The organism is Enterovibrio sp. QJM3NY_24 (genome assembly GCF_057786035.1).
Window position 1 is genome coordinate 2,034,713 of record NZ_CM173519.1, and the last position, 18,983, is coordinate 2,053,695.

Here is an 18,983-nt window from a genome sequence, read left to right on the forward strand (position 1 = left end):
ATATGACCAGAAATAAAAAATGTTAAAAATATTTTTACGTCGGTTAAAAAATGGGCAAAAGCTTATTTTTGGTAGACATCAAGCCATTAAATCTGCCCGTAAAGTCTGCGTTTTTTTCACATCCCATCACCGCTCAGTCCTTCATCAAGCCTGATTTGTTTCGTCACTAACTCCTTAATTTGCGTGTTTCGCGCTAGCACTCCCCTCTGTTCTCTAAGATAATACGCGGCTTACGAAGAAGAATAAGAGGTACACCTTCAATGGTTAATCAGAAGCGGATCCTAGTGGTGGATGACGATTTAGAAATCCGCGAACTGCTTCAGGAATACTTGTCCAAATCCGGCTATAGCGTCACAACGGCGCAAAACGGACAAGAAATGAAAGCCAAGCTTGCTGTGCAGTATCCCGACCTTATTCTTCTCGATGTCATGCTACCGGGTGACGACGGCTTTACGCTGTGTAAATACGTTCGTCAAGATTCCAGTGTCCCGATCATTATGCTCACCGCGGTATCCGATGAAATGGATCAGATCATTGGGCTAGAACTCGGGGCGGACGATTACATTGCCAAGCCGTTTAGTCCAAGACAGCTTATCGCGCGAATTCGTGCCTTGCTTCGCCGCACACAGCAGCTACAAGAAACAACAATGTCGAAGCCAAAAGCAATTCGCTTTGCGCAATGGCGACTTGACCCTGTCACTCAACGTCTCAACCATCAGGTCACAGGCCAAGATGTTGAAATGACATCTGCCGATTTTGCACTGCTGATGCTGTTTATCGAAAACCCGCACACTCTGTTGGATCGCAATGCGATTTCTAACGCAACGCGAGGCCGAGAAGCGCAGCCACAAGAGCGAGGAATTGATGTGCAAGTCAGTCGTCTTCGCCAGCGACTGAAAGACAACGGCCGTCAATCCACGATCATAAAAACGGTGCGCGGCAACGGATACATTTTCGTTGCAGATATCACGTATGAATCTTAAACAATACTTCTGGCCGCGTTCGCTGCTCTCACGAACGCTGATCTTAACGGTGCTGTCCGTCATCCTCGCGCAGAGTATTGCCAGTTTTTACTGGTATACCCAATCGAAGCAACGCGAAGTCGACGGCTTAAAATCCGCGTCAGAAAGCATGGCGCAGATGTTTGCCTCCACGACAACATTCTTTCAATCTCTGCCGGTTGAATACCGCCATATTGCTCTCGATCAGCTGCGAAATATGGGGGGGGCGCGTTTCTTCGTCTCATTTAACACGGAAGAAATCCACATCGTGCCTGTCGAAGAAAGTTTTGCTAAACGCGAAGCGGTGAAAACAATTGAAGAGGTGCTGCGAAAAGAGCTACCAAAGGTCGATGCCATTCATGTTGAATTCTCTCGTCCTGAAACGCTCCGCGTACTAAATAACAGCTTACTGCTTTCCGATCTTCCTAAATCATGGGCCCACCATACCCTAAGCTTGGAGCCGCTGAATCCGCCAATTTTGGTGGTACAAATCGAGCTAACCAAAGACCAGTGGGTCTACATTGCCGCGGTGTTGCCAGCGCCATATATCACGCTAGGAAATGACTTAGTCAACGCCGACCAAATTGTATTCTTGTTTGCAATTACCACCCTACTATTGGTGTTTACTTTTACTTTAATTCGCAACCAGACCCGTCCTCTTAAACGTTTAGCGCAAGCCGCCAACCGCTTAAGCACAGACATAGAACAACCTGAGCTGGTAGAAGAAGGCGCCAGTGAGATCACCACAGTGACTCGCGCCTTTAACCTGATGCAAAAGCGCATGCAACGCTACATGCATGACAGGGAGAAATTATTTGGCGCGATTTCACACGATTTAAAAACGCCAATTACCCGACTTCGCCTGCGCGCTGAACTGATAGATGACGAAGTGCAAGCCGCCAAAATCAATAAAGATTTGGATGAACTCGAAATCATGGTGAAAGGTGCGTTGCAAACGGTAAAAGACACCGACATCCATGAAAACGTCTCCCAAATCGATGTGTTGAAAATCATCACCAGTATCGCTGAAATCCATAATCAACAACGCCAACGCGTCATTATTCGTGGCGAACAGAAGCGGCCTTTCAGTTGCAAACCGCTCGCGTTTAAGCGCTGTTTAACTAACCTTATCGACAACGGGGTGAAATATGGCGACGAAGTCATCGTCTACGTGCATGACAATGACAAGTCACTTGATATCACCTTGCTCGACAATGGCCCTGGTATTCCCGAGGAGTTTCTCAAAAAGGTGTTTGACCCGTATTTCCGGCTGCATACAGACCTTCATGGAACAGGCCTTGGCTTGGGCATTGCTAAAAATATCATTCGTGCGCATGGCGGAGAGCTTATCTTATCCAACCGCGCCACTGGCGGCCTTCAAATTGATATCGCGTTCCCGAAGGTAGACCAATGAGATTCTTGCCTCTAATACTCGCACTGAGCCTCGCTTTCCCTGTCGCCTCAGACACTCATGAAGATATCAATAAAACCCCAGATATAAGCGCTCTACCCTCCAAGACGAATAACGAAGTGGAAGTGCTGCACTGGTGGACAAGTGGTGGCGAAGCGCTGGCGGTCAACGCGCTAAAAGATATGATGAAAGAAAAAGGCCATAAGTGGAAAGATTTCGCGGTCGCAGGTCGTGCGGGAGAAAGCGCCATCAATACACTTCGCACTCGCGCGTTATCAGGCAACCCACCGGATGTGGCACAAATTAAAGGCCCTGAAATTCAAGAATGGGGAGAGCTAGGCTTTCTCGTTAACATTGATGATGTGGCCGAAGAACAGCGTTGGAATGAACTGGTGCCCGCTCGCGTGTCTGACTACCTGAAAGTCGATGGTCATTATGTTGCTGCCCCTTTCAATATTCATCGTGTCAATTGGCTTTGGGCGAACCCTGACGTGTTTGCACAAGCAGGCGCTGAATTACCACAATCAATGGATGAATTTTTTATTGCCGCTGAAAAAATCAAAGCAGCAGGCTTCATTCCACTCGCACTAGGAAGCGAAGCCTGGCAAGAAACCACCTTGTTTGAATCCATCGCTTTGGCTGTGATGGGTACTGATGATTTCCGCAAAGCATTTAGTGAACACAATTCGGACTTGCTCACGGGTGAAAAAATGCGCGAGACATTGCTGACGCTGCGTCGAATGAAGCAATATACCGACGCTGATAGCCCCGGAAGAAATTGGAGTGATACCACGTCACTGGTCATCGAAGGGAAAGCTGCCATGCAGATGATGGGCGACTGGGCCAAAGGAGAGTTCCTCGCCGCCAACAAAGTCTCGGGTAAAGACTTTGTGTGTATACCCGCGCCCAGCACTGCCAATCAGTTTTCTTTTAACATCGACAGCTTTGTGTTTTTCAAAAGCAGTGACCCACAACAAACAGCGTCTCAGAAAGAGTTGGCAAAGCTTATCCTAGAACCCGACTTTCAAGAGGAATTTAACCTAAGTAAAGGTTCAATCCCTGTGCGTGTTGATATCAACATGACCCGTTTCGATCCCTGTGCTCAAGATGCCATGCAAGCATTTTTGCGTGCAGCAGCGACCGATAATTTGGTCGCCAGTTTGTCACACAACATGGCAATAGGGCGAGCCTCTCAAGTCGCCCTTTTTGATGTTATTTCACGCTATTACAATGACGATGAAGTTAATATCGACGAAACTATGCGTCATATTCGCGCGGCGGTGTTAGCAGACAAACTTTAAGCATCCTACCTGGCGTTACAAACGCGAACACAGTGCCATTGCTACTCCCCCTACTACCCACTCAGCGGGTAAGAAAACGCATGGCGACAGTGTACGGGGATAATATTGTTTAAAATGTCACCCAAGTCGCTCAATGAGTGTGCCTTGAAATTTTCTCGATGAAACATGCACCTTGAGGAAGTTTGGGTATACCATTACCATGACAATTATAAAAATAAGCCGTTCTTCACGGCTATTACCTTCGACTAAAAAGGATTTGCGATATGAGTCGTTCAGCCCTGCTTCTTTTAGCTACTCTTCTTCCAGGAATTGCTGTCGCCAAGGACATCAATCAGATTGATCCTCTATGCGCTACTCAGAAATATCATAACTATGTAAACGCTTCGATTTCATGGTACGAGAGTCTGGTTGATCTAACGATCAAGAAAGATCCTAAGCTAGACGATGTTGCAAACTGGTTCCTCGAAGGCCGCCGAAACCACTTCATGTTAAATGATGAAGCCTTTGATTATTATGTAGAGAATGACCCAAGCAAGCTTAACTTTGATGCGCCTGTGGAATCTTGGTTGAACTTGACCCAAGAAGACATCAAAACATTGAGCAATTCATCCGGTGTGCTGGCAGACGCCGCGAAAAAAGTGTTCGAATTCCGTCAAGGACAAGCTCACCAAGGTAACTATGACCTTCGTTCTGCATTGGCGGACTTGCTCAGCCAACCTAAAGAAATCAAAGTACCGCTTGAACGCTACAACAATGAGATGAAGAATCTGGCGGAAACCCAATGTGATAAGCAGTCTTAATCACGCGCCACAGAAAAGGCAGTTCAATGTGAACTCCCTTTTCTGTGTAATGACACCAGAATATACAACGCCATACTCATAATATGTTTCGCCCTGTTTTCGCAGTCATGTAGTATCGCGCAACCCAAGTAGATCAATTTTTAAGTAAGCATCCCAAAATGGTAAATGAGAAAAAGAAGGCAGAAGCGTCACTCAAGAGCCTTCACCGCATTTTCACTGTGCCGGAAGCCCCCCATTCGACCTTGGGCACTATCGAGCAAGCAATCTCGCAAAATCTTAACCGTTTCTTGCAAGATCATATTATTGCTACCGATTACTCACTGACTGAAATAGAAAAAGACTTCAGTGATGCCAATGTGCCTGAACAACCTTCATTCGTGTCCGATCACACCGAGTTTTTGCTGGAAAAACTGGTTGCGCAATCAGTCCATACGTCTTCTCCTCGCTTTATTGGACATATGACATCAGCACTCCCTTACTTCCTGATGCCGCTCTCCAAGATCATGATTGCGCTCAATCAGAACACGGTGAAAATTGAAACGTCAAAGGCATTTACCCCGTTAGAGCGCCAAGTTCTAGGCATGCTGCATAACCTTATTTATCAACGTGACAAGCCTTTCTATGACAATTGGATGCACAGCGCCGAACACTCGTTAGGCGCATTTTGTTCAGGCGGTACAATCGCCAACATCACGGCACTTTGGGTAGCCCGAAACGAAGCCCTAAAAGCAAACGCTGATTTCAAAGGTGTCGCGGAAGAAGGTCTTTTCCGAGCAATAAAGCACTATGGTTATGACGATCTGGCCATTATCGTGTCAGAACGCGGCCATTACTCCCTGAAAAAATCTGCAGATGTGTTGGGTATCGGTCGCGAATCACTGATCGCAGTGCCAACAGACGAGCACAACCGCATTCGTATCGACAAATTGGAAGAAACCGTTGAAACGCTGAAAGCGAAGAATATTAAACCTTTCGCGCTGGTTGGCGTGGCAGGCACAACCGAAACAGGCAACATCGACCCATTAAATGCCATGGCAGATATTGCCGAGCGTGAAGGTATGCACTTTCATGTTGATGCGGCTTGGGGTGGTGCGAGCTTGCTGTCCAACAATCAACGCCCTAAGTTAAACGGCATTGAACGCGCAGACTCCGTCACCATTGATGCACACAAACAAATGTACGTGCCAATGGGCGCGGGCATGGTGATATTCAAAGACCCTTCACTGGTGTCAGCCATTGAACACCATGCTGATTACATCTTGCGCAAAGGCTCAAAAGATTTAGGCAGCCATACGCTAGAAGGGTCGCGTGGCGGAATGGCCATGCTGCTATTTGCCAGCCTCAATATTATTGGCCGACAAGGTTATGAATTGTTGATCGACCAAAGTGTTGAGAAAGCGAACTACTTTGCCAACCTGATTGCGGAGCAGCCTGACTTTGAGCTGATCAGTGAACCCGAACTGTGTTTGCTGACTTATCGCTATGTACCTGAAGATGTTCGCCGCGCTTTCGCTATTGCGACACCCGATCAAAAAGATGCCATTCATAAACGACTTAACGATCTGACGGTTTTCATTCAAAAACGACAACGCGAAGCGGGACAGAATTTTGTGTCGCGCACCACCTTGACACCAAACTACCTTGATAGACGTTCTACGCATGTATTTCGCGTGGTACTGGCTAACCCGCTCACAACAACAGCGATCTTACAAGATGTACTCGATGAGCAGCGCGATATCGCCAAACAAAGCACTCTTGCCTACCCAGAACTGATGGCGATGACGCGACGTATTCTTGGCTAATATTGTCGTCGTTTTCAAACACTGATAAATGACCAATCGACATTGCCGCCTTGCGCGGCTTTTTCATTTTTGCGATAGCTAACTCACTGAAAAAACACCTCGCTTTCGCCTTGATTGCTACGCTTATATCCAGCAGCACGACAAGGAATGAGTCACGCAGGAGAAGTGAAGATGCAGCCACTGGGATTTGAACTAAAAGCACTGGATGTGTTTGTCACTACGGCAAAAAGCGGCAACATGACGGCAACGGCGTCTCAACTCAACATGTCACAATCGGCGGTATCACAGATATTGGCCAACCTAGAAACCAACCTTGGGGTAAAATTACTTGATCGCAGTGTGCGCCCTATAGAGCTTACTGTCGCGGGTCGTTACTTTTATGATCAGTCCGTGCATCTTTTAGAGCAAGCTTACAAAACGCAGCATGAAGTCACCAAAGGCAGTTTCGACAGCTTACATTTGGTCAGAATCGCCATGGTTGATTCACTCGCGGCGACCGTCGGACAACCGCTGATTGAGGTCATTAAAAAGCACACTGAAAACTGGACCATGATGACGGGTTACTCCCATCTCCACCAGCAAGGGCTACTGAGTCGCAGTATTGATATTATCATTTCTGATGATGTGCTCGAAAAACAAGATAACCTCAGACGTTGCCAAATTCTCAAAGAACCCTTCGTTTTAGTCATACCTCGACAGTTTCACGAAAGATTCCCCGATTTATGTACTTCATTACCCGCCATGAGCAAACATTTAGACATGGTTCGCTACAGCGAACAAAGCCTTATTGGTCAATCGATTGAAACCTACCTACATCAACAGGGATTAGACGCTCCCGACCGTATGCAACTAGACAATACTTATGCGGTTTTATCCGCCGTAGCGCAAGGTCTTGGTTGGGCGCTCACTACCCCATTGTGTTTGATGCAAGGCGAGCTATTCCGACAGCAAATCACGTGCTTACCATTACCTGAAAAAGACACATTTTTCAGATACCTGACTTTAATCGCTCGTAGAAACGAATTGGGTAATCTTCCAGAAACATTGGCGAATGACAGCTGCAAAATACTTCGCCAGCACTACTTAGCCAAAATTCGACAAGATCACCCATGGCTGGATGGGAAAATCCGCATTGGTCGATACTCAACCGTCTAACGCCACGACCTACTATTAGTGTTGCTTATAGTGCTGCCTTACTTAACGTGATTGTTGTGGCAGTTTCTTTGCATCCTCTCCTACCTTAATTTCATTAGTCCGTTACCGAACGCCAGACTCTGAAGGTAAAGCCCGTGGTTCTGGCCGCGTCTACTATCGTTGATCAGTAAGCCATAAGTTGGATTCAGTAACGAAACAGCGTTTATCGAGCCGTTCGGCAAGCATGATATTGGCAAAAATAGGAGCGGGAATGGAAGCGCGCGAAGTAAAAACAATCGCTGACGCAAAGCACATCGTCGAAGAGAGAAAACTCACTCATGTCAAAGTGGGACTTTTCGATAGCGATGGCGTCATGCGTGGTAAGTACATGTCGAAAGAGAAATTCTTCTCATCTTTAGACGGCGGCTTTGCTTTTTGTGATGTGGTTTTAGGCTGGGATGTTAAAGACCAGCTTTATGACAACGTGAAATTCACAGGCTGGCACACAGGCTATCCTGATGCCCCTGCACGGATCTTGCCTGAAACCTGCCGTGAAGTGCTCGACGAAGACGGCATGGTGCTGTTTATTGCAGAATTTTCAGGCGCGGCTGAAGCCGTGTGCCCACGTGCGACCCTCAGACGCGTACTCGATAAAGCCGAAGCAATGGGCTTTGACGCCTACGCTGCGCTCGAATACGAATTCTTTATCTTCGATGAAACGCCTCAATCAGTGCGTGAGAAAGGCTTCCGAAACCTCAAAACCATCACGCCCGATTGGTTCGGCTATTCAATGATTCGTAATTCAACCTATTCCGGTTTGTATAAAGCCATTCTCGCCATGAGTGAATCCATGGATTTCCCCATTGAAGGCATTCACTCAGAAACAGGTCCTGGCGTGATCGAAGCGGCGCTCGCCTATGACTCCGCACTCAATGCAGCCGACAAAGCGGCGTTGTTCAAAACCTACATGAAGGTGCTCGCTCAGAAAAACGACATGATGGCAACCTTTATGGCGAAGTGGAGTAACGATTACCCCGGTCAAAGCGGTCACATTCACATTTCGCTGCGAGACAAAACCAGTGGGAAAAACGCGTTCTATGCGCCAGATGCTGAACTGAACATGAGTGATATCCAGCGCCACTTTTTGGCAGGACAGCAGCGCCTCATGCCACAGTTTTTGTGCATGATTGCACCTTCGATTAACAGCTATTCACGCATGATCCCCGGCTTTTGGGCACCAACCGATGCAACCTGGGGCGTCGAAAACCGCACCACGTCACTACGTGTTATTCCTGGTTCTGAAAAATCTCAGCGCATTGAATATCGTCTAGGCGCAGCAGACGCGAACCCTTACCTCGCACTCGCTGCAGCGCTGGCCTCCGGTCTGTATGGCATTGAACACAAACTCGAACCTTATGACCGCATCATCGGTAATGCGTATGAAATGACGCATCCACAGGAACTTCAGCTCCCTCGTACGCTTTGGGAAGCAGCGCAGTCATTCAAACACTCAGATGCTGCCAAATCCATGCTAGGAGAAGCCTTTGTTGAACACTTTGCTGCCTCACGAGAATGGGAAGAAAGAGAGTTCCGCAAACACGTGACCGATTGGGAATTAGACCGTTATTTCGAAATTATCTAGGTGCTAAACATGGAACGTTTTCAAACAATCACACCGGTTGATGGCAGTGTGTATGTCGAACGCCCTTACGCGAATTCGGCGCAGATCAACGATACTTTAGACAAAGCGCAAACGGCGCAAACGCACTGGCAATCATTACCACTAGAAGCAAGACAAGCCATTTGTCAAAAAGCCGTGGCGTGTTTTGTGGCTAACCAAGATGCGATTGCAGAAGAGGTGAGCTGGATGATGGGACGTCCCATTGCCTACACCAAGGGCGAAGTGGCCGGCTTTGAAGAACGCGCCACACACATGATCAAGATTGCGCCAGAAGCGCTTGCACCGATCATGCTCCCAGAAAAACAAGGGTTTCGTCGCTACATCAAGCGCGTTCCACTTGGCACCGTCTTCGTGATTGCGCCTTGGAATTACCCCTATCTCACCGCGGTGAATGCAATTGTACCTGCGTTGCTAGCGGGCAATACCGTTGTTCTCAAGCATTCTGCACAAACACCACTGTGCGCAGAACGTATGGTCGCCGCGTTTATAGAAGCAGGCATTCCCGAAGGTGTCTTCCAATATTTGCATCTCTCCCACGCAGATACCGAAACCGTTATGCAACAAGAAAGTATTCGACACATTGCATTTACTGGCTCAGTGCCGGGCGGCAAGGTGGTTGAGCGTGCGGTTGCAGGTCGATTTATCAGTACTGGCCTAGAGTTAGGTGGCAAAGACCCTGCATATATTCGTCACGACGCCGATATCAAAAATGCGGTAGACACCGTGATTGATGGCGCTTTCTTCAACTCAGGTCAATCATGCTGTGGCATGGAGCGCTTGTACGTTCATGAAAGTGTTTATGACGATGTCGTCAGCCAATCCATTGATCTGGTCAAACAATACCAACTTGGTCGTCCCGATGACCCAAAAACCAACTTAGGTCCACTCGTCAGAACAGCATCCGCAGATTTTGTGCGCGGACAAACAGCCGAAGCCATTGCCCAAGGCGCGAAAGGACTGATTGATGCAGCCGACTTCCCTGCTGACCAATTGGGTACGCCCTATCTTGCGCCTCAGTTGTTAATCAACGTTGATCATTCCATGCGTGTCATGACGGAAGAAACCTTCGGCCCCGTGCTTGGTATACAGAAAGTTAAAACCGACGACGAAGCAATTCGCTTAATGAATGACAGTGAATTTGGCTTAACGGCAGCAATTTTTACCCAAGACGAAGCGCAAGGCGAGCAATGGGCAGATAGCGTTGATGCTGGCACCGTATTTTTAAATCGCTGTGATTACCTCGACCCCGCATTGGCTTGGGTTGGCGTAAAAAACAGCGGACGTGGCTGCACACTCTCGCAAATAGGCTTCGAGCAACTGACTCGGCCAAAATCTTTTCACTTCAAGCGCGTTTAGGAGCAAACCATGAGCATCTCATCTTGGAATTACCCAACCGCCATGGTCGTTGGTGAAGGCGCGTTAGAAAATCTGCCGGACGCCTGTCAGAAGGCGGGAATGCGCAGGCCACTGCTGGTCACCGATCCCGGTATTGCCGCTCTACCCATGACAAAACAAGTGATGACGCTTTGTCAGCAATCAGGCTTTGAGGCCACATTGTTTAGCGACATTCAAGGCAACCCAACCGGCCAAAATGTTGAAGATGGAAATCGCGCATTCATTGAAGGAAATCATGACGGCGTGATCGCCTTTGGTGGTGGTTCCGCACTCGATTGCGCTAAAGCTATTGCGCTGTCTGCGCAGCAATCACGCTCATTGTGGGATTTTGAAGACGTGGGCGATAACTGGATGCTCGCTAACGAAGAAAGAATTGCGCCAGTGGTCGCAATTCCTACCACTGCAGGCACTGGCTCAGAAGTCGGCCGCGCGTCCGTAATCACCAATGAGCAGGAGAAGAGAAAAATCATCATTTTCCATCCCGCCATGGTGCCACAACAGGTGATTCTGGATCCAACACTGACGGTTGGTCTGCCTGCACATATTACTGCAGCTACTGGAATGGACGCCCTCTCTCACAATCTTGAAGGCTTGTGTTCGCCGTTCTATCACCCAATGGCAGAAGGGATTGCGATTGAAGGCATTCGCTTGGTCAAAAACTTTTTGCCGATAGCCGTCGAAAATGGCGCAGATATAGAAGCCCGTACCCAAATGTTAGTGGCATCAAGCATGGGAGCGACGGCCTTTCAAAAAGGTCTGGGTGCGATGCACGCCATCGCCCACAGCCTTGGCGCGCTATATAACAGTCACCATGGTTTGCTGAACGCCATTTTGATGCCCTATGTGCTCAATGCCAACCGCGAACAAATCGAAGAAAAAATGACACGACTGGCTCGCTACCTTGATCTCGACATACAAGAATCCGGCACAGACACTGTGCTGAATTGGGTACTGGCATTGAGAAAATCTGTGGGTATTCCTCACACATTGGCAGAGATTGGCCTCTCAGATGAAGACGCCGAGTTGGTCGGAAGCATGGCATTGCATGATCCTTCAGCGGGCGGCAACCCCATTTCATTTACCGCCACGCAATACAGCCAGTTGTTCTCAGATGCTGTGAACGGAAATGGCGTATAACGAGGATTTATGCAGGTTGGCATTTTACTCTGTGACGATGTAAAGGCTGAACTTCAGCCAGTACATAACAACTATCCCGATATGTTTGCCGCCATTTTGCTGCGTGCGGACCCGAGTTTATCGCTGCAATTTTATCGCGTCATCGATGGAAATTATCCGAAAAATATTGATGACTGCGATGGCTACATTATTTCCGGCAGTCGCTATAGCGTTTATGACGACTTACCGTGGATCAAAACCTTTGAAGCCTTTGTTCGCACCCTTTTTACGCAAGGAAAGCCAACGGTGGGCATTTGTTTTGGTCATCAAATGATGGCCAGAGCATTGGGCGGCGAAGTCGCACGTTCTGAACGGGGTTGGGGCGTCGGTATTGCCACCAGTCAACTCAATACAAAACAAGATTGGATTGATTCAGACGGCAACGATTTTTCCTTGGTGGTCAGCCATCAAGACCAGGTCGTCACTCTGCCAGACAAAGGTAAAAACCTAGCAGGAAGTGAATTTTGTCCCATCGGTATGTTCACCGTGGACAACCACTTTCTTGCCATTCAAGGACACCCTGAATTCAGCCGTGCCTACTCCTTCGATTTAATGGAAGCCAGGCGCGATCGCATTCCCGAAGCTGTCATCGATAACGGTCAAGCATCACTGACCCAAACGTCGGACAGCGACAACGTCACCCGATGGCTATTGAATTTTTTGCACCAAGCAGCAAAAAATTAAGCCAGTAGCGAGTGATAATCATAAGGACATGATTCATGGACTCTACCCGCGAAGAAGCCGATGACACACTAGCGTACCTTCCCTCACCATTGGCGGCTTATGTGAGATTTGTAGAATCGATTAACTACTATGTCGGTCGATTCGCCATGTATCTCATTTTTCTGATGCTCGGCATTCTCGTGTATTCGTCTGTCACCAAAACCTTCTTTTTCCCATCTCTGTGGACACTCGAAATGGCACAGTTTGTCATGGTGGCTTACTACATGCTGGGTGTCCCTTACTCCATGCAACTGAATAGCCACGTTCGTATGGATTTACTCTATGGAAGCTGGTCGCCTCGCACTAAAACTTTGGTGGATTGTGTCACCGTGCTTTTCCTTCTCTTCTATCTTGGCGTATTACTCTACGGGGGCATTTCCAGCACCTCGTATGCGTTGGAATATAGCGAACGCAGCTACTCTGCATGGCGTCCTTATATGTCCCCCATCAAAATCACTATGTGCGTGAGTATCTTCCTTATGATCTTGCAGGCCACTGCCGTCATGCTCAAAGACATCGCCAAACTGCGCGCCCCTCTCGATCCGCCCGTCGATCTGCAGAAGGAGACGCGCAATGAGCTATGAATTAATCGCACTGCTGATGTTTTCTTCCATGATGCTGATGCTGCTAACAGGTCAACGCGTGTTTGCCGCCATCGGCTCTGTCGCGGTAATCGCCGCATTATTTCTGTGGGGAGATGGCGGGTCTGAAATCGCTTTTGGCGCCGCAATGAAACTGATGAAGTGGTATCCGCTGCTCACATTGCCGCTATTTATCTATATGGGCTACATGCTGTCCGAGTCTGGCATCGCAGAAGATTTGTACAAAATGTTCCATGTTTGGATGGGCCCCATCCATGGTGGGCTAGCTATCGGCACCATTTTGTTGATGGTCGCCATTTCCGCCATGAATGGCCTAAGTGTGGCGGGCATGGCCATCGGTGCCAGTATCGCCCTTCCCGAGCTGCTTCGGCGAGGCTATGACAAGATCATGGTCACAGGGGTTATTCAAGCTGGTAGCTCTCTTGGGATACTCGTTCCCCCAAGCGTGGTACTGGTGCTATATGGCATGATCGCGCGACAACCTGTTGGGCAGCTTTGGCTGGCAGGCGTGTTCCCAGGTTTACTCATGGCCGCCATGTTCGTGTTGTACATCGTTATCCGCTGCAAGCTTCAACCCCAACTTGGTCCTGCGCTTTCAGAAGAAGAACGCAATGTACCCATGGCAGAGAAACTTAAGTTACTGCGCGCAGGTGTGTTGCCGCTGGCTATTTTCTTCTCCATGACTGGCCTCTTTCTCATGGGCGTCACCAGCTTGGTGGAAAGCTCTGCGGTTGGTGCGTTATCGGCGACGGTCGCGGCCATTATCAAGCGTCGCATGACGAAAGAAGTCATAGAAAATACCCTGCGCAAAACCCTCGCCATTAGCTGCATGTTCATGTGGATTATTCTCGCCGCGCTGTGTTTTGGTGCCGTGTTTGATGGCCTTGGTGCAGTCAAAGCAATAGAAGGTTTGTTCGTTGAGAGACTGGGTTTAACGCCTTGGGAAATTCTTATCTTGATGCAACTTTCTTATCTCATCATGGGTACATTCCTTGATGACACCGCCATGCTGGTGATTGTCGCGCCGCTATACGTGCCTCTGGTGAAACTACTCGGCTTCGATTTGATTTGGTATGGCGTGCTTTACACCATCACTTGTCAGATTGCCTACATGACGCCGCCATTTGGCTACAACCTCTTCCTGATGCGAGCAATGGCGCCTCCAGAGGTGTCGCTCACTGATATTTATCGCTCCATCATTCCCTTTGTCATCATCATGATGTGCGCGTTAGCCATTGTGATGATTTTCCCTCAGGTCGCATTGTGGCTTCCTGAATGGCATTACAGCCGATAATTGAAACCAGTTCTAAACTCAAAAGTGAGACAAGCAAGAATGTAAGACCTAAAAATGCAACATCTAACTTAGACGTGAAAAGGACACCGCTATGAGCAATAGACGCGATTTTTTGAAGAAAGCAGGGATAGTTAGTGCGGGCAGTGCAACGGCAATATTGGGCGCACCTGCCGTAGTTTCCGCCAAAGAACCTATTCGTTGGCGTTTGCAAACCTATGCTGGGCCAGCACTAGCAGAACACGTAATCAAACCCGCTGTTGATGCCTTTAACCTTGCAGCCAATGGCGAGATGGTGATCGAGTTGTATTTCGCCGACCAGCTTGTCCCAACGGGTGAGTTGTTCCGCGCAATGCAAAGAGGAACCATCGACGCTGTACAAAGTGACGATGACTCAATCGCTGCACCCGTGGACATTGCCGTGTTTGGTGGGTATTTCCCCTTCGCAACAAGATACAGCCTCGATGTGCCTGTGCTTTTTGAAGAGTACGGTTTAAAGGAGATCTGGAAAGAAGCTTATGACGAAGTGAAAGGTGTCACGTGGCTAAGTGCCGGCTCTTGGGACCCCTGCCACTTTGCCACTGTTGAACCCATTAACAGTCTGGCGGATTTGAAAGGTAAACGTATTTTCACCTTCCCAACCGCAGGCCGATTCCTGTCACGCTTCGGTGTTATTCCCGTCACTCTGCCATGGGAAGACGTAGAAGTTGCCGTACAAACAGGCGAACTGGACGGCATTGCATGGTCAGGCATTACAGAAGATTACACCGTCGGCTGGGCAGATGTGACTAACTACTTCTTAACCAACAATATTTCTGGGGCATGGTGCGGCTCGTTCTTTGCCAACTCGGAGCGTTGGGACGCCCTGCCAGAACACCTGAAAGTATTATTCAATATGATGATGGATACATCCCACTACTATCGTCAGCATTGGTACTGGGGCGGCGAAGCCAAGCTTAGAACCCAAGGCACTAAAATGCAGCTAACCACCATTCCAGATGAAGAGTGGCGCCAAGTGGAAGTTGAAGCTTACAAGTTCTGGGACGAAGTTGCAGAAACCAGCCCACGTAACAAACGCGTGGTCGAGATCTTCAAAGAGTATGCGGGTGTGATGGAAAAAGCAGGTAAGCCCTATCGCAATTCGTAATCGGATAATCTGAGCAAAAAAGCGGCTGATCATTGCCGCTTTTTCTTTGGCTTCAGCTTCGGAAAATCACAAACGGCAGAAATGAAAAAAACCAGCGTCAATAGGCCAATACCGACACTGGTTTTCCTCGTGTTTTTACTGGCGGATTTAGAGTTCCGCCCTCTCATTTATTTCCTTCAGTTTATACAACCAAACCAGAAAGAAATGAAAGTCGTTGTGGTTAAAAATCAGTCTATAAGTGGCGGCCAGCATTACTGACTGATTTTGAACGCAGGACTAATTTAGTACTTGATGAATAAGAAAACTGTGAGGTAATTAATAAAGTTCCTTTATCTATTAGTGAGATGCATTAAAAATGCGATCCACATTAAAGGGTGGAAACAAGATCACAGATAAATGAGATCTTGGTATCAGCCCGATGTCACAAAATTGGTCGCGCATTCGGCTTGCCCAAGTACATAAACGCGCTTTTCACGAATATATCGTCGCGTTTCATTCCAGTTTTGAATAACAACAGCACGATCCTCGCCACGCCCTACCGAGTTAAACAAATAACGGTCGACAGTATGGTTGAAAGCTTCTAAATCCATTTTTTCTTGATACACCACACCCATGAACTCAAATGCCCGCGCTTTTTCTTTCGAACTGCCCACCACGGTAAATCGCTGCAACGTATCGAGTGCCGTTTCGTATTGGCAGTCAACAATTTGTTGCTCTGTCGATAACAACTTTCCGTGCACGCCATACGTTGGCACGTAAGAGCAGCCACTTAACACCAACAATATCGTTACGACCCCAAGTACCCTCTTCATGCTAAGTCCCTTTTCTTATTCGTTTTTAGCCTGTGGCAATGTCAAAAACAATTGCAAGTTTCACGCCAAAAGGCAATTTAAATGTGAAAGACAAACTGGGCACTAATTGAGTGAAATCCCATTATCGGGCATTGAACGAATGTCGCGAGTCAGCCATGGTTTTTAAATAGCACATCACAATAGCAAAGAGAGAGTCCGACCATGAGGGTGGCCGTTTTTAGCACCAAATCTTACGACAAGCAGTCTTTCGACACATGGAACGAAAACTTCCATCACGAGATCAGTTATTTTGATTTCAGGTTGACCACTCAAACAGCACAACTTCTCGCGGGGTTTGAGGCCATTTGCGCATTCGTCAACGACGACTTAAACGCGGAGATATTGGAGGAACTGGTTAAACATGGCGTGAAAGTGATTGCGATGCGGTGTGCAGGTTTTGATAAAGTCGACCTTACAGCAGCTAAAGCGCTCGGCTTACAAGTTGTCCGTGTACCCGCGTATTCCCCAGAATCTATCGCCGAGCATACGGTGGGGCTGATGTTAAGCCTTAATCGGCATATTCATCGCGCCTATCAACGCACACGTGATGCTAACTTTAACCTTGAAGGGCTCACTGGCTTCAACTTTCACAACCGTACCGTTGGCGTAATAGGCACAGGAAAAATCGGCATAGCGACATTGCGCATTCTCAGAGGGCTGGGCATGAAACTCTTGGTTCATGATCCCTTTGAAAACCCAAAAGCTATCGCACTGGGTGCAGAATACGTGTCATTGGATGAACTCTATAACGCAGCAGATGTGATTACCTTGCACTGTCCGTTAACCGATGAAAACTATCACATGCTTGACCAGGCCGCGTTTGAAAGAATGCGCGATGGTGTGATGATCATTAACACAAGCCGCGGGGGGTTATTGAACTCTAAAGACGCCATTGACGCATTGAAAAGCCGAAGAATTGGTTTTCTAGGCATAGATGTGTACGAAAATGAACAGGATCTGTTTTTTGAAGACAAGTCGAATGACGTGATTCAGGATGATATCTTTCGGCGTCTCTCTGCCTGCCACAATGTGCTTTTTACGGGACATCAAGCTTTTTTAACGGAAGAGGCCTTGGGTAATATTGCAGAAACCACGTTGTCGAACTTGGCGTATTTCGAGCGAGGCGAACTATCTAGGAATGAAATTATTACGCTTTAAACCGCTTCCCTGACCACCCTATTTGTCGCTCACCAAGATGCTAAGCACAAAAAAAGCAGAAGCCTCGTTGCTTCTGCTTTTTTCTGTTTAGCGCTATGCACTTCTAAGCACCGCTATTCATCTACATTCACCTGTGTTTTCTGTCACAGTAACAACAGTCGACATAGACAATGTGTAAATGGGAAAAGCTGACTAGCAACTAAGGTCTGTTACCAAGTTTCACAATGCCATTTTGTTCAAACATCGCCACTTGTTTATTCTTACGTCCAATCAACAAGGGTTTGTCATCGTAGAACAGGAAGTTCTTCCAATATTTCTTAAACACACTCCAGCGCGTTTCGATGACGTTATTTTTTTCATAGCAAAAGTAAACCACCACATTGTCTTCCCAAGGGAAATGCGCAAGAAACTCTTCAGGGAGTTCCGCTTCATCTTCCCATGGTGTCTGCCAGTTCACGCTGCTTTCCCACACACTTTGTGTCGCCGCCCAATCGCCTTTGCCAAAATGATCGGGGGTTGGGCTCTCGGTACTCACGAAATCTCGCCACAGTTGCGCGCCACGCGCTTCCGTCATCGGTTTAATTTCGGCGTAGTCTTCTTCCGCAACAGGCATCGACTGATGAGTGAAAATCCACTTACGTTTGTATTCTTCAAAGGGAATGTAATTCATAGCTCTCTCGGATCGCAGAGACGTTTATCGCCCTGCGAACATGTAACCTTCACCATGCACAGTAATAAACAACTGTGGTTTCTTGGGTTCTGCTTCTATTTTGTTTCTTAGACGCCGAACCAGCACATCAACGGTTCTGTCGTTCGGCGCATCAACGCGATGGCTAATAAGGTTCAAAATACGCTCGCGGCTCAATACCCGATTTGGGTTAGCAGTAAACGCCACCAGCATTTCATATTCGGCCTTGGTTAACTTGACTGTATCGTCTTCTCTGCTGAGAGCACGGCGTTCAATGTCGAAGGTCCAACCGCTGAAGTTAACGATTTTATCATTTTCTGGCGGCAAACTCTCGACAAGCATTGCAGTATTGCTGCGAGATATACGCCAAAGCAAATTCCTCACCCGTACCAATAGCTCTCTGAGCTCTAACGGTTTGGTGCAGTAGTCATCCGCGCCCATTTCTAAGCCGACGATACGATCGATGCTATCGGTGCGCGCAGTGATCAAAATAATGCCCACATCGGATTTACTACGAAGATCTCGCGTTAACATCAATCCGTCTTCACCCGGCAAGTTGATGTCCAAAAGGACAAGGTCAACGTGCCGTTCATTCATAATCTTATGCATTTCCTTGCCGTCAGCGGCCTGACTGACACTATATCCTTGTTTTTCGAAGTATCCGCCCACCATAGTGCGGGTAACCACTTCGTCATCTACGACCAGTATGTGATAACTCAATGCAGCCCTGTTCACAAATCGTCATGAAGGCGGGCACTGTACCAGCAAAGGTAACCCTAAAATTGATTTATCTCATGGTTGTTGCATATTTTTCAGATCGCA

17 protein-coding genes are annotated in these 18,983 nt (G+C 47.8%); 14 read left to right on the forward strand and 3 right to left on the reverse strand.

The genetic code is table 11. The features are described 5' to 3' along the window. Positions 1–260 precede the first annotated feature (260 nt). The 13 genes from AC3CIC_RS08920 (at position 261) to AC3CIC_RS08980 (ending at position 15,464) form a co-directional block, all read left to right on the forward strand. The gene (locus AC3CIC_RS08920; protein WP_394210273.1) at positions 261–983 is read left to right on the forward strand and encodes a response regulator; all 723 of its coding nucleotides are present in this window, start codon (positions 261–263) and stop codon (positions 981–983) included. Beyond that, positions 973–2,415, forward strand: coding sequence for an ATP-binding protein (locus tag AC3CIC_RS08925; protein ID WP_488514367.1), 1,443 nt, complete (start codon positions 973–975; stop codon positions 2,413–2,415). Before AC3CIC_RS08920 ends, AC3CIC_RS08925 begins: the two co-directional genes overlap by 11 nt. Next, positions 2,412–3,713, forward strand: coding sequence for an ABC transporter substrate-binding protein (locus AC3CIC_RS08930; RefSeq protein WP_488514368.1), 1,302 nt, complete (start codon positions 2,412–2,414; stop codon positions 3,711–3,713). Before AC3CIC_RS08925 ends, AC3CIC_RS08930 begins: the two co-directional genes overlap by 4 nt. Positions 3,714–3,976: 263 nt before the next feature. After that, the gene (locus AC3CIC_RS08935; RefSeq protein WP_016958254.1) at positions 3,977–4,513 is read left to right on the forward strand and encodes a hypothetical protein; all 537 of its coding nucleotides are present in this window, start codon (positions 3,977–3,979) and stop codon (positions 4,511–4,513) included. Between the two features lie 158 nt (positions 4,514–4,671). Further along, positions 4,672–6,315 carry a pyridoxal-dependent aspartate 1-decarboxylase PanP gene (gene panP / locus AC3CIC_RS08940; protein WP_488514369.1) on the forward strand — a complete coding sequence of 548 codons (1,644 nt, stop codon included), beginning with the start codon at positions 4,672–4,674 and terminating at the stop codon, positions 6,313–6,315. 147 nt (positions 6,316–6,462) lie between these two features. Then, complete coding sequence (locus AC3CIC_RS08945) at positions 6,463–7,470, forward strand: LysR family transcriptional regulator (RefSeq protein WP_241823386.1); 1,008 nt, start codon at positions 6,463–6,465, stop codon at positions 7,468–7,470. Positions 7,471–7,720: 250 nt separating this feature from the next. After that, complete coding sequence (locus AC3CIC_RS08950; RefSeq protein WP_488514370.1) at positions 7,721–9,091, forward strand: glutamine synthetase family protein; 1,371 nt, start codon at positions 7,721–7,723, stop codon at positions 9,089–9,091. A gap of 9 nt (positions 9,092–9,100) precedes the next feature. Continuing rightward, positions 9,101–10,486, forward strand: a complete 1,386-nt coding sequence (locus tag AC3CIC_RS08955) for an aldehyde dehydrogenase family protein (RefSeq protein WP_488514371.1) — start codon at positions 9,101–9,103, stop codon at positions 10,484–10,486. 9 nt (positions 10,487–10,495) lie between these two features. Next, the gene (locus tag AC3CIC_RS08960; protein ID WP_488514372.1) at positions 10,496–11,662 is read left to right on the forward strand and encodes an iron-containing alcohol dehydrogenase; all 1,167 of its coding nucleotides are present in this window, start codon (positions 10,496–10,498) and stop codon (positions 11,660–11,662) included. Between the two features lie 9 nt (positions 11,663–11,671). Continuing rightward, a complete protein-coding gene (locus tag AC3CIC_RS08965) occupies positions 11,672–12,385 on the forward strand; it encodes a glutamine amidotransferase-related protein (RefSeq protein ID WP_394210259.1) in 714 nt (237 codons plus the stop codon). Positions 12,386–12,420: 35 nt separating this feature from the next. Further along, positions 12,421–13,008 carry a TRAP transporter small permease subunit gene (locus tag AC3CIC_RS08970; protein ID WP_488514373.1) on the forward strand — a complete coding sequence of 196 codons (588 nt, stop codon included), beginning with the start codon at positions 12,421–12,423 and terminating at the stop codon, positions 13,006–13,008. Continuing rightward, entirely contained in the window at positions 12,998–14,320 is a 1,323-nt protein-coding gene (locus AC3CIC_RS08975) for a TRAP transporter large permease (protein WP_016958262.1), read from the forward strand. The genes AC3CIC_RS08970 and AC3CIC_RS08975 overlap by 11 nt, the downstream gene beginning before the upstream one ends. Positions 14,321–14,411: 91 nt before the next feature. Continuing rightward, on the forward strand, positions 14,412–15,464 hold the full coding sequence (locus tag AC3CIC_RS08980) for a TRAP transporter substrate-binding protein (RefSeq protein ID WP_016958263.1): 1,053 nt from the start codon (positions 14,412–14,414) through the stop codon (positions 15,462–15,464). Positions 15,465–15,874: 410 nt separating this feature from the next. On the opposite strand, the gene AC3CIC_RS08985 is transcribed toward AC3CIC_RS08980, so the two are convergent. After that, positions 15,875–16,276: a hypothetical protein gene (locus AC3CIC_RS08985; RefSeq protein WP_016958265.1), complete on the reverse strand. Its 402-nt coding sequence runs from the start codon at positions 16,274–16,276 to the stop codon at positions 15,875–15,877. A gap of 201 nt (positions 16,277–16,477) precedes the next feature. Here AC3CIC_RS08985 and AC3CIC_RS08990 point away from each other — a divergent pair, with 201 nt between their 5' ends. Beyond that, a complete protein-coding gene (locus AC3CIC_RS08990) occupies positions 16,478–17,473 on the forward strand; it encodes a 2-hydroxyacid dehydrogenase (protein WP_488514374.1) in 996 nt (331 codons plus the stop codon). Between the two features lie 199 nt (positions 17,474–17,672). Here AC3CIC_RS08990 and AC3CIC_RS08995 read toward each other — a convergent pair whose 3' ends face one another. Further along, positions 17,673–18,143, reverse strand: coding sequence for a DUF2947 domain-containing protein (locus AC3CIC_RS08995; protein ID WP_394210251.1), 471 nt, complete (start codon positions 18,141–18,143; stop codon positions 17,673–17,675). A gap of 24 nt (positions 18,144–18,167) precedes the next feature. After that, positions 18,168–18,881, reverse strand: a complete 714-nt coding sequence (torR, locus tag AC3CIC_RS09000) for a two-component system response regulator TorR (protein WP_026023943.1) — start codon at positions 18,879–18,881, stop codon at positions 18,168–18,170. Positions 18,882–18,983: the final 102 nt, after the last annotated feature.

What these genes read in the sequence shown, in the direction of transcription:
- AC3CIC_RS08925 (WP_488514367.1), top strand. Translation starts at nt 973, where the DNA reads ATGAATCTTAAACAATACTTCTGGCCGCGTTCGCTGCTCTCACGAACG.
- AC3CIC_RS08970 (WP_488514373.1), top strand. Translation starts at nt 12,421, where the DNA reads ATGGACTCTACCCGCGAAGAAGCCGATGACACACTAGCGTACCTTCCC.
- AC3CIC_RS08980 (WP_016958263.1), top strand. Translation starts at nt 14,412, where the DNA reads ATGAGCAATAGACGCGATTTTTTGAAGAAAGCAGGGATAGTTAGTGCG.
- AC3CIC_RS08995 (WP_394210251.1), bottom strand. Translation starts at nt 18,143, where the DNA reads ATGAATTACATTCCCTTTGAAGAATACAAACGTAAGTGGATTTTCACT.
- AC3CIC_RS08975 (WP_016958262.1), top strand. Translation starts at nt 12,998, where the DNA reads ATGAGCTATGAATTAATCGCACTGCTGATGTTTTCTTCCATGATGCTG.
- panP (WP_488514369.1), top strand. Translation starts at nt 4,672, where the DNA reads ATGGTAAATGAGAAAAAGAAGGCAGAAGCGTCACTCAAGAGCCTTCAC.
- AC3CIC_RS08960 (WP_488514372.1), top strand. Translation starts at nt 10,496, where the DNA reads ATGAGCATCTCATCTTGGAATTACCCAACCGCCATGGTCGTTGGTGAA.
- AC3CIC_RS08990 (WP_488514374.1), top strand. Translation starts at nt 16,478, where the DNA reads ATGAGGGTGGCCGTTTTTAGCACCAAATCTTACGACAAGCAGTCTTTC.
- AC3CIC_RS08935 (WP_016958254.1), top strand. Translation starts at nt 3,977, where the DNA reads ATGAGTCGTTCAGCCCTGCTTCTTTTAGCTACTCTTCTTCCAGGAATT.
- AC3CIC_RS08955 (WP_488514371.1), top strand. Translation starts at nt 9,101, where the DNA reads ATGGAACGTTTTCAAACAATCACACCGGTTGATGGCAGTGTGTATGTC.
- AC3CIC_RS08930 (WP_488514368.1), top strand. Translation starts at nt 2,412, where the DNA reads ATGAGATTCTTGCCTCTAATACTCGCACTGAGCCTCGCTTTCCCTGTC.
- AC3CIC_RS08950 (WP_488514370.1), top strand. Translation starts at nt 7,721, where the DNA reads ATGGAAGCGCGCGAAGTAAAAACAATCGCTGACGCAAAGCACATCGTC.
- AC3CIC_RS08945 (WP_241823386.1), top strand. Translation starts at nt 6,463, where the DNA reads ATGAGTCACGCAGGAGAAGTGAAGATGCAGCCACTGGGATTTGAACTA.
- AC3CIC_RS08985 (WP_016958265.1), bottom strand. Translation starts at nt 16,276, where the DNA reads ATGAAGAGGGTACTTGGGGTCGTAACGATATTGTTGGTGTTAAGTGGC.
- AC3CIC_RS08920 (WP_394210273.1), top strand. Translation starts at nt 261, where the DNA reads ATGGTTAATCAGAAGCGGATCCTAGTGGTGGATGACGATTTAGAAATC.
- AC3CIC_RS08965 (WP_394210259.1), top strand. Translation starts at nt 11,672, where the DNA reads ATGCAGGTTGGCATTTTACTCTGTGACGATGTAAAGGCTGAACTTCAG.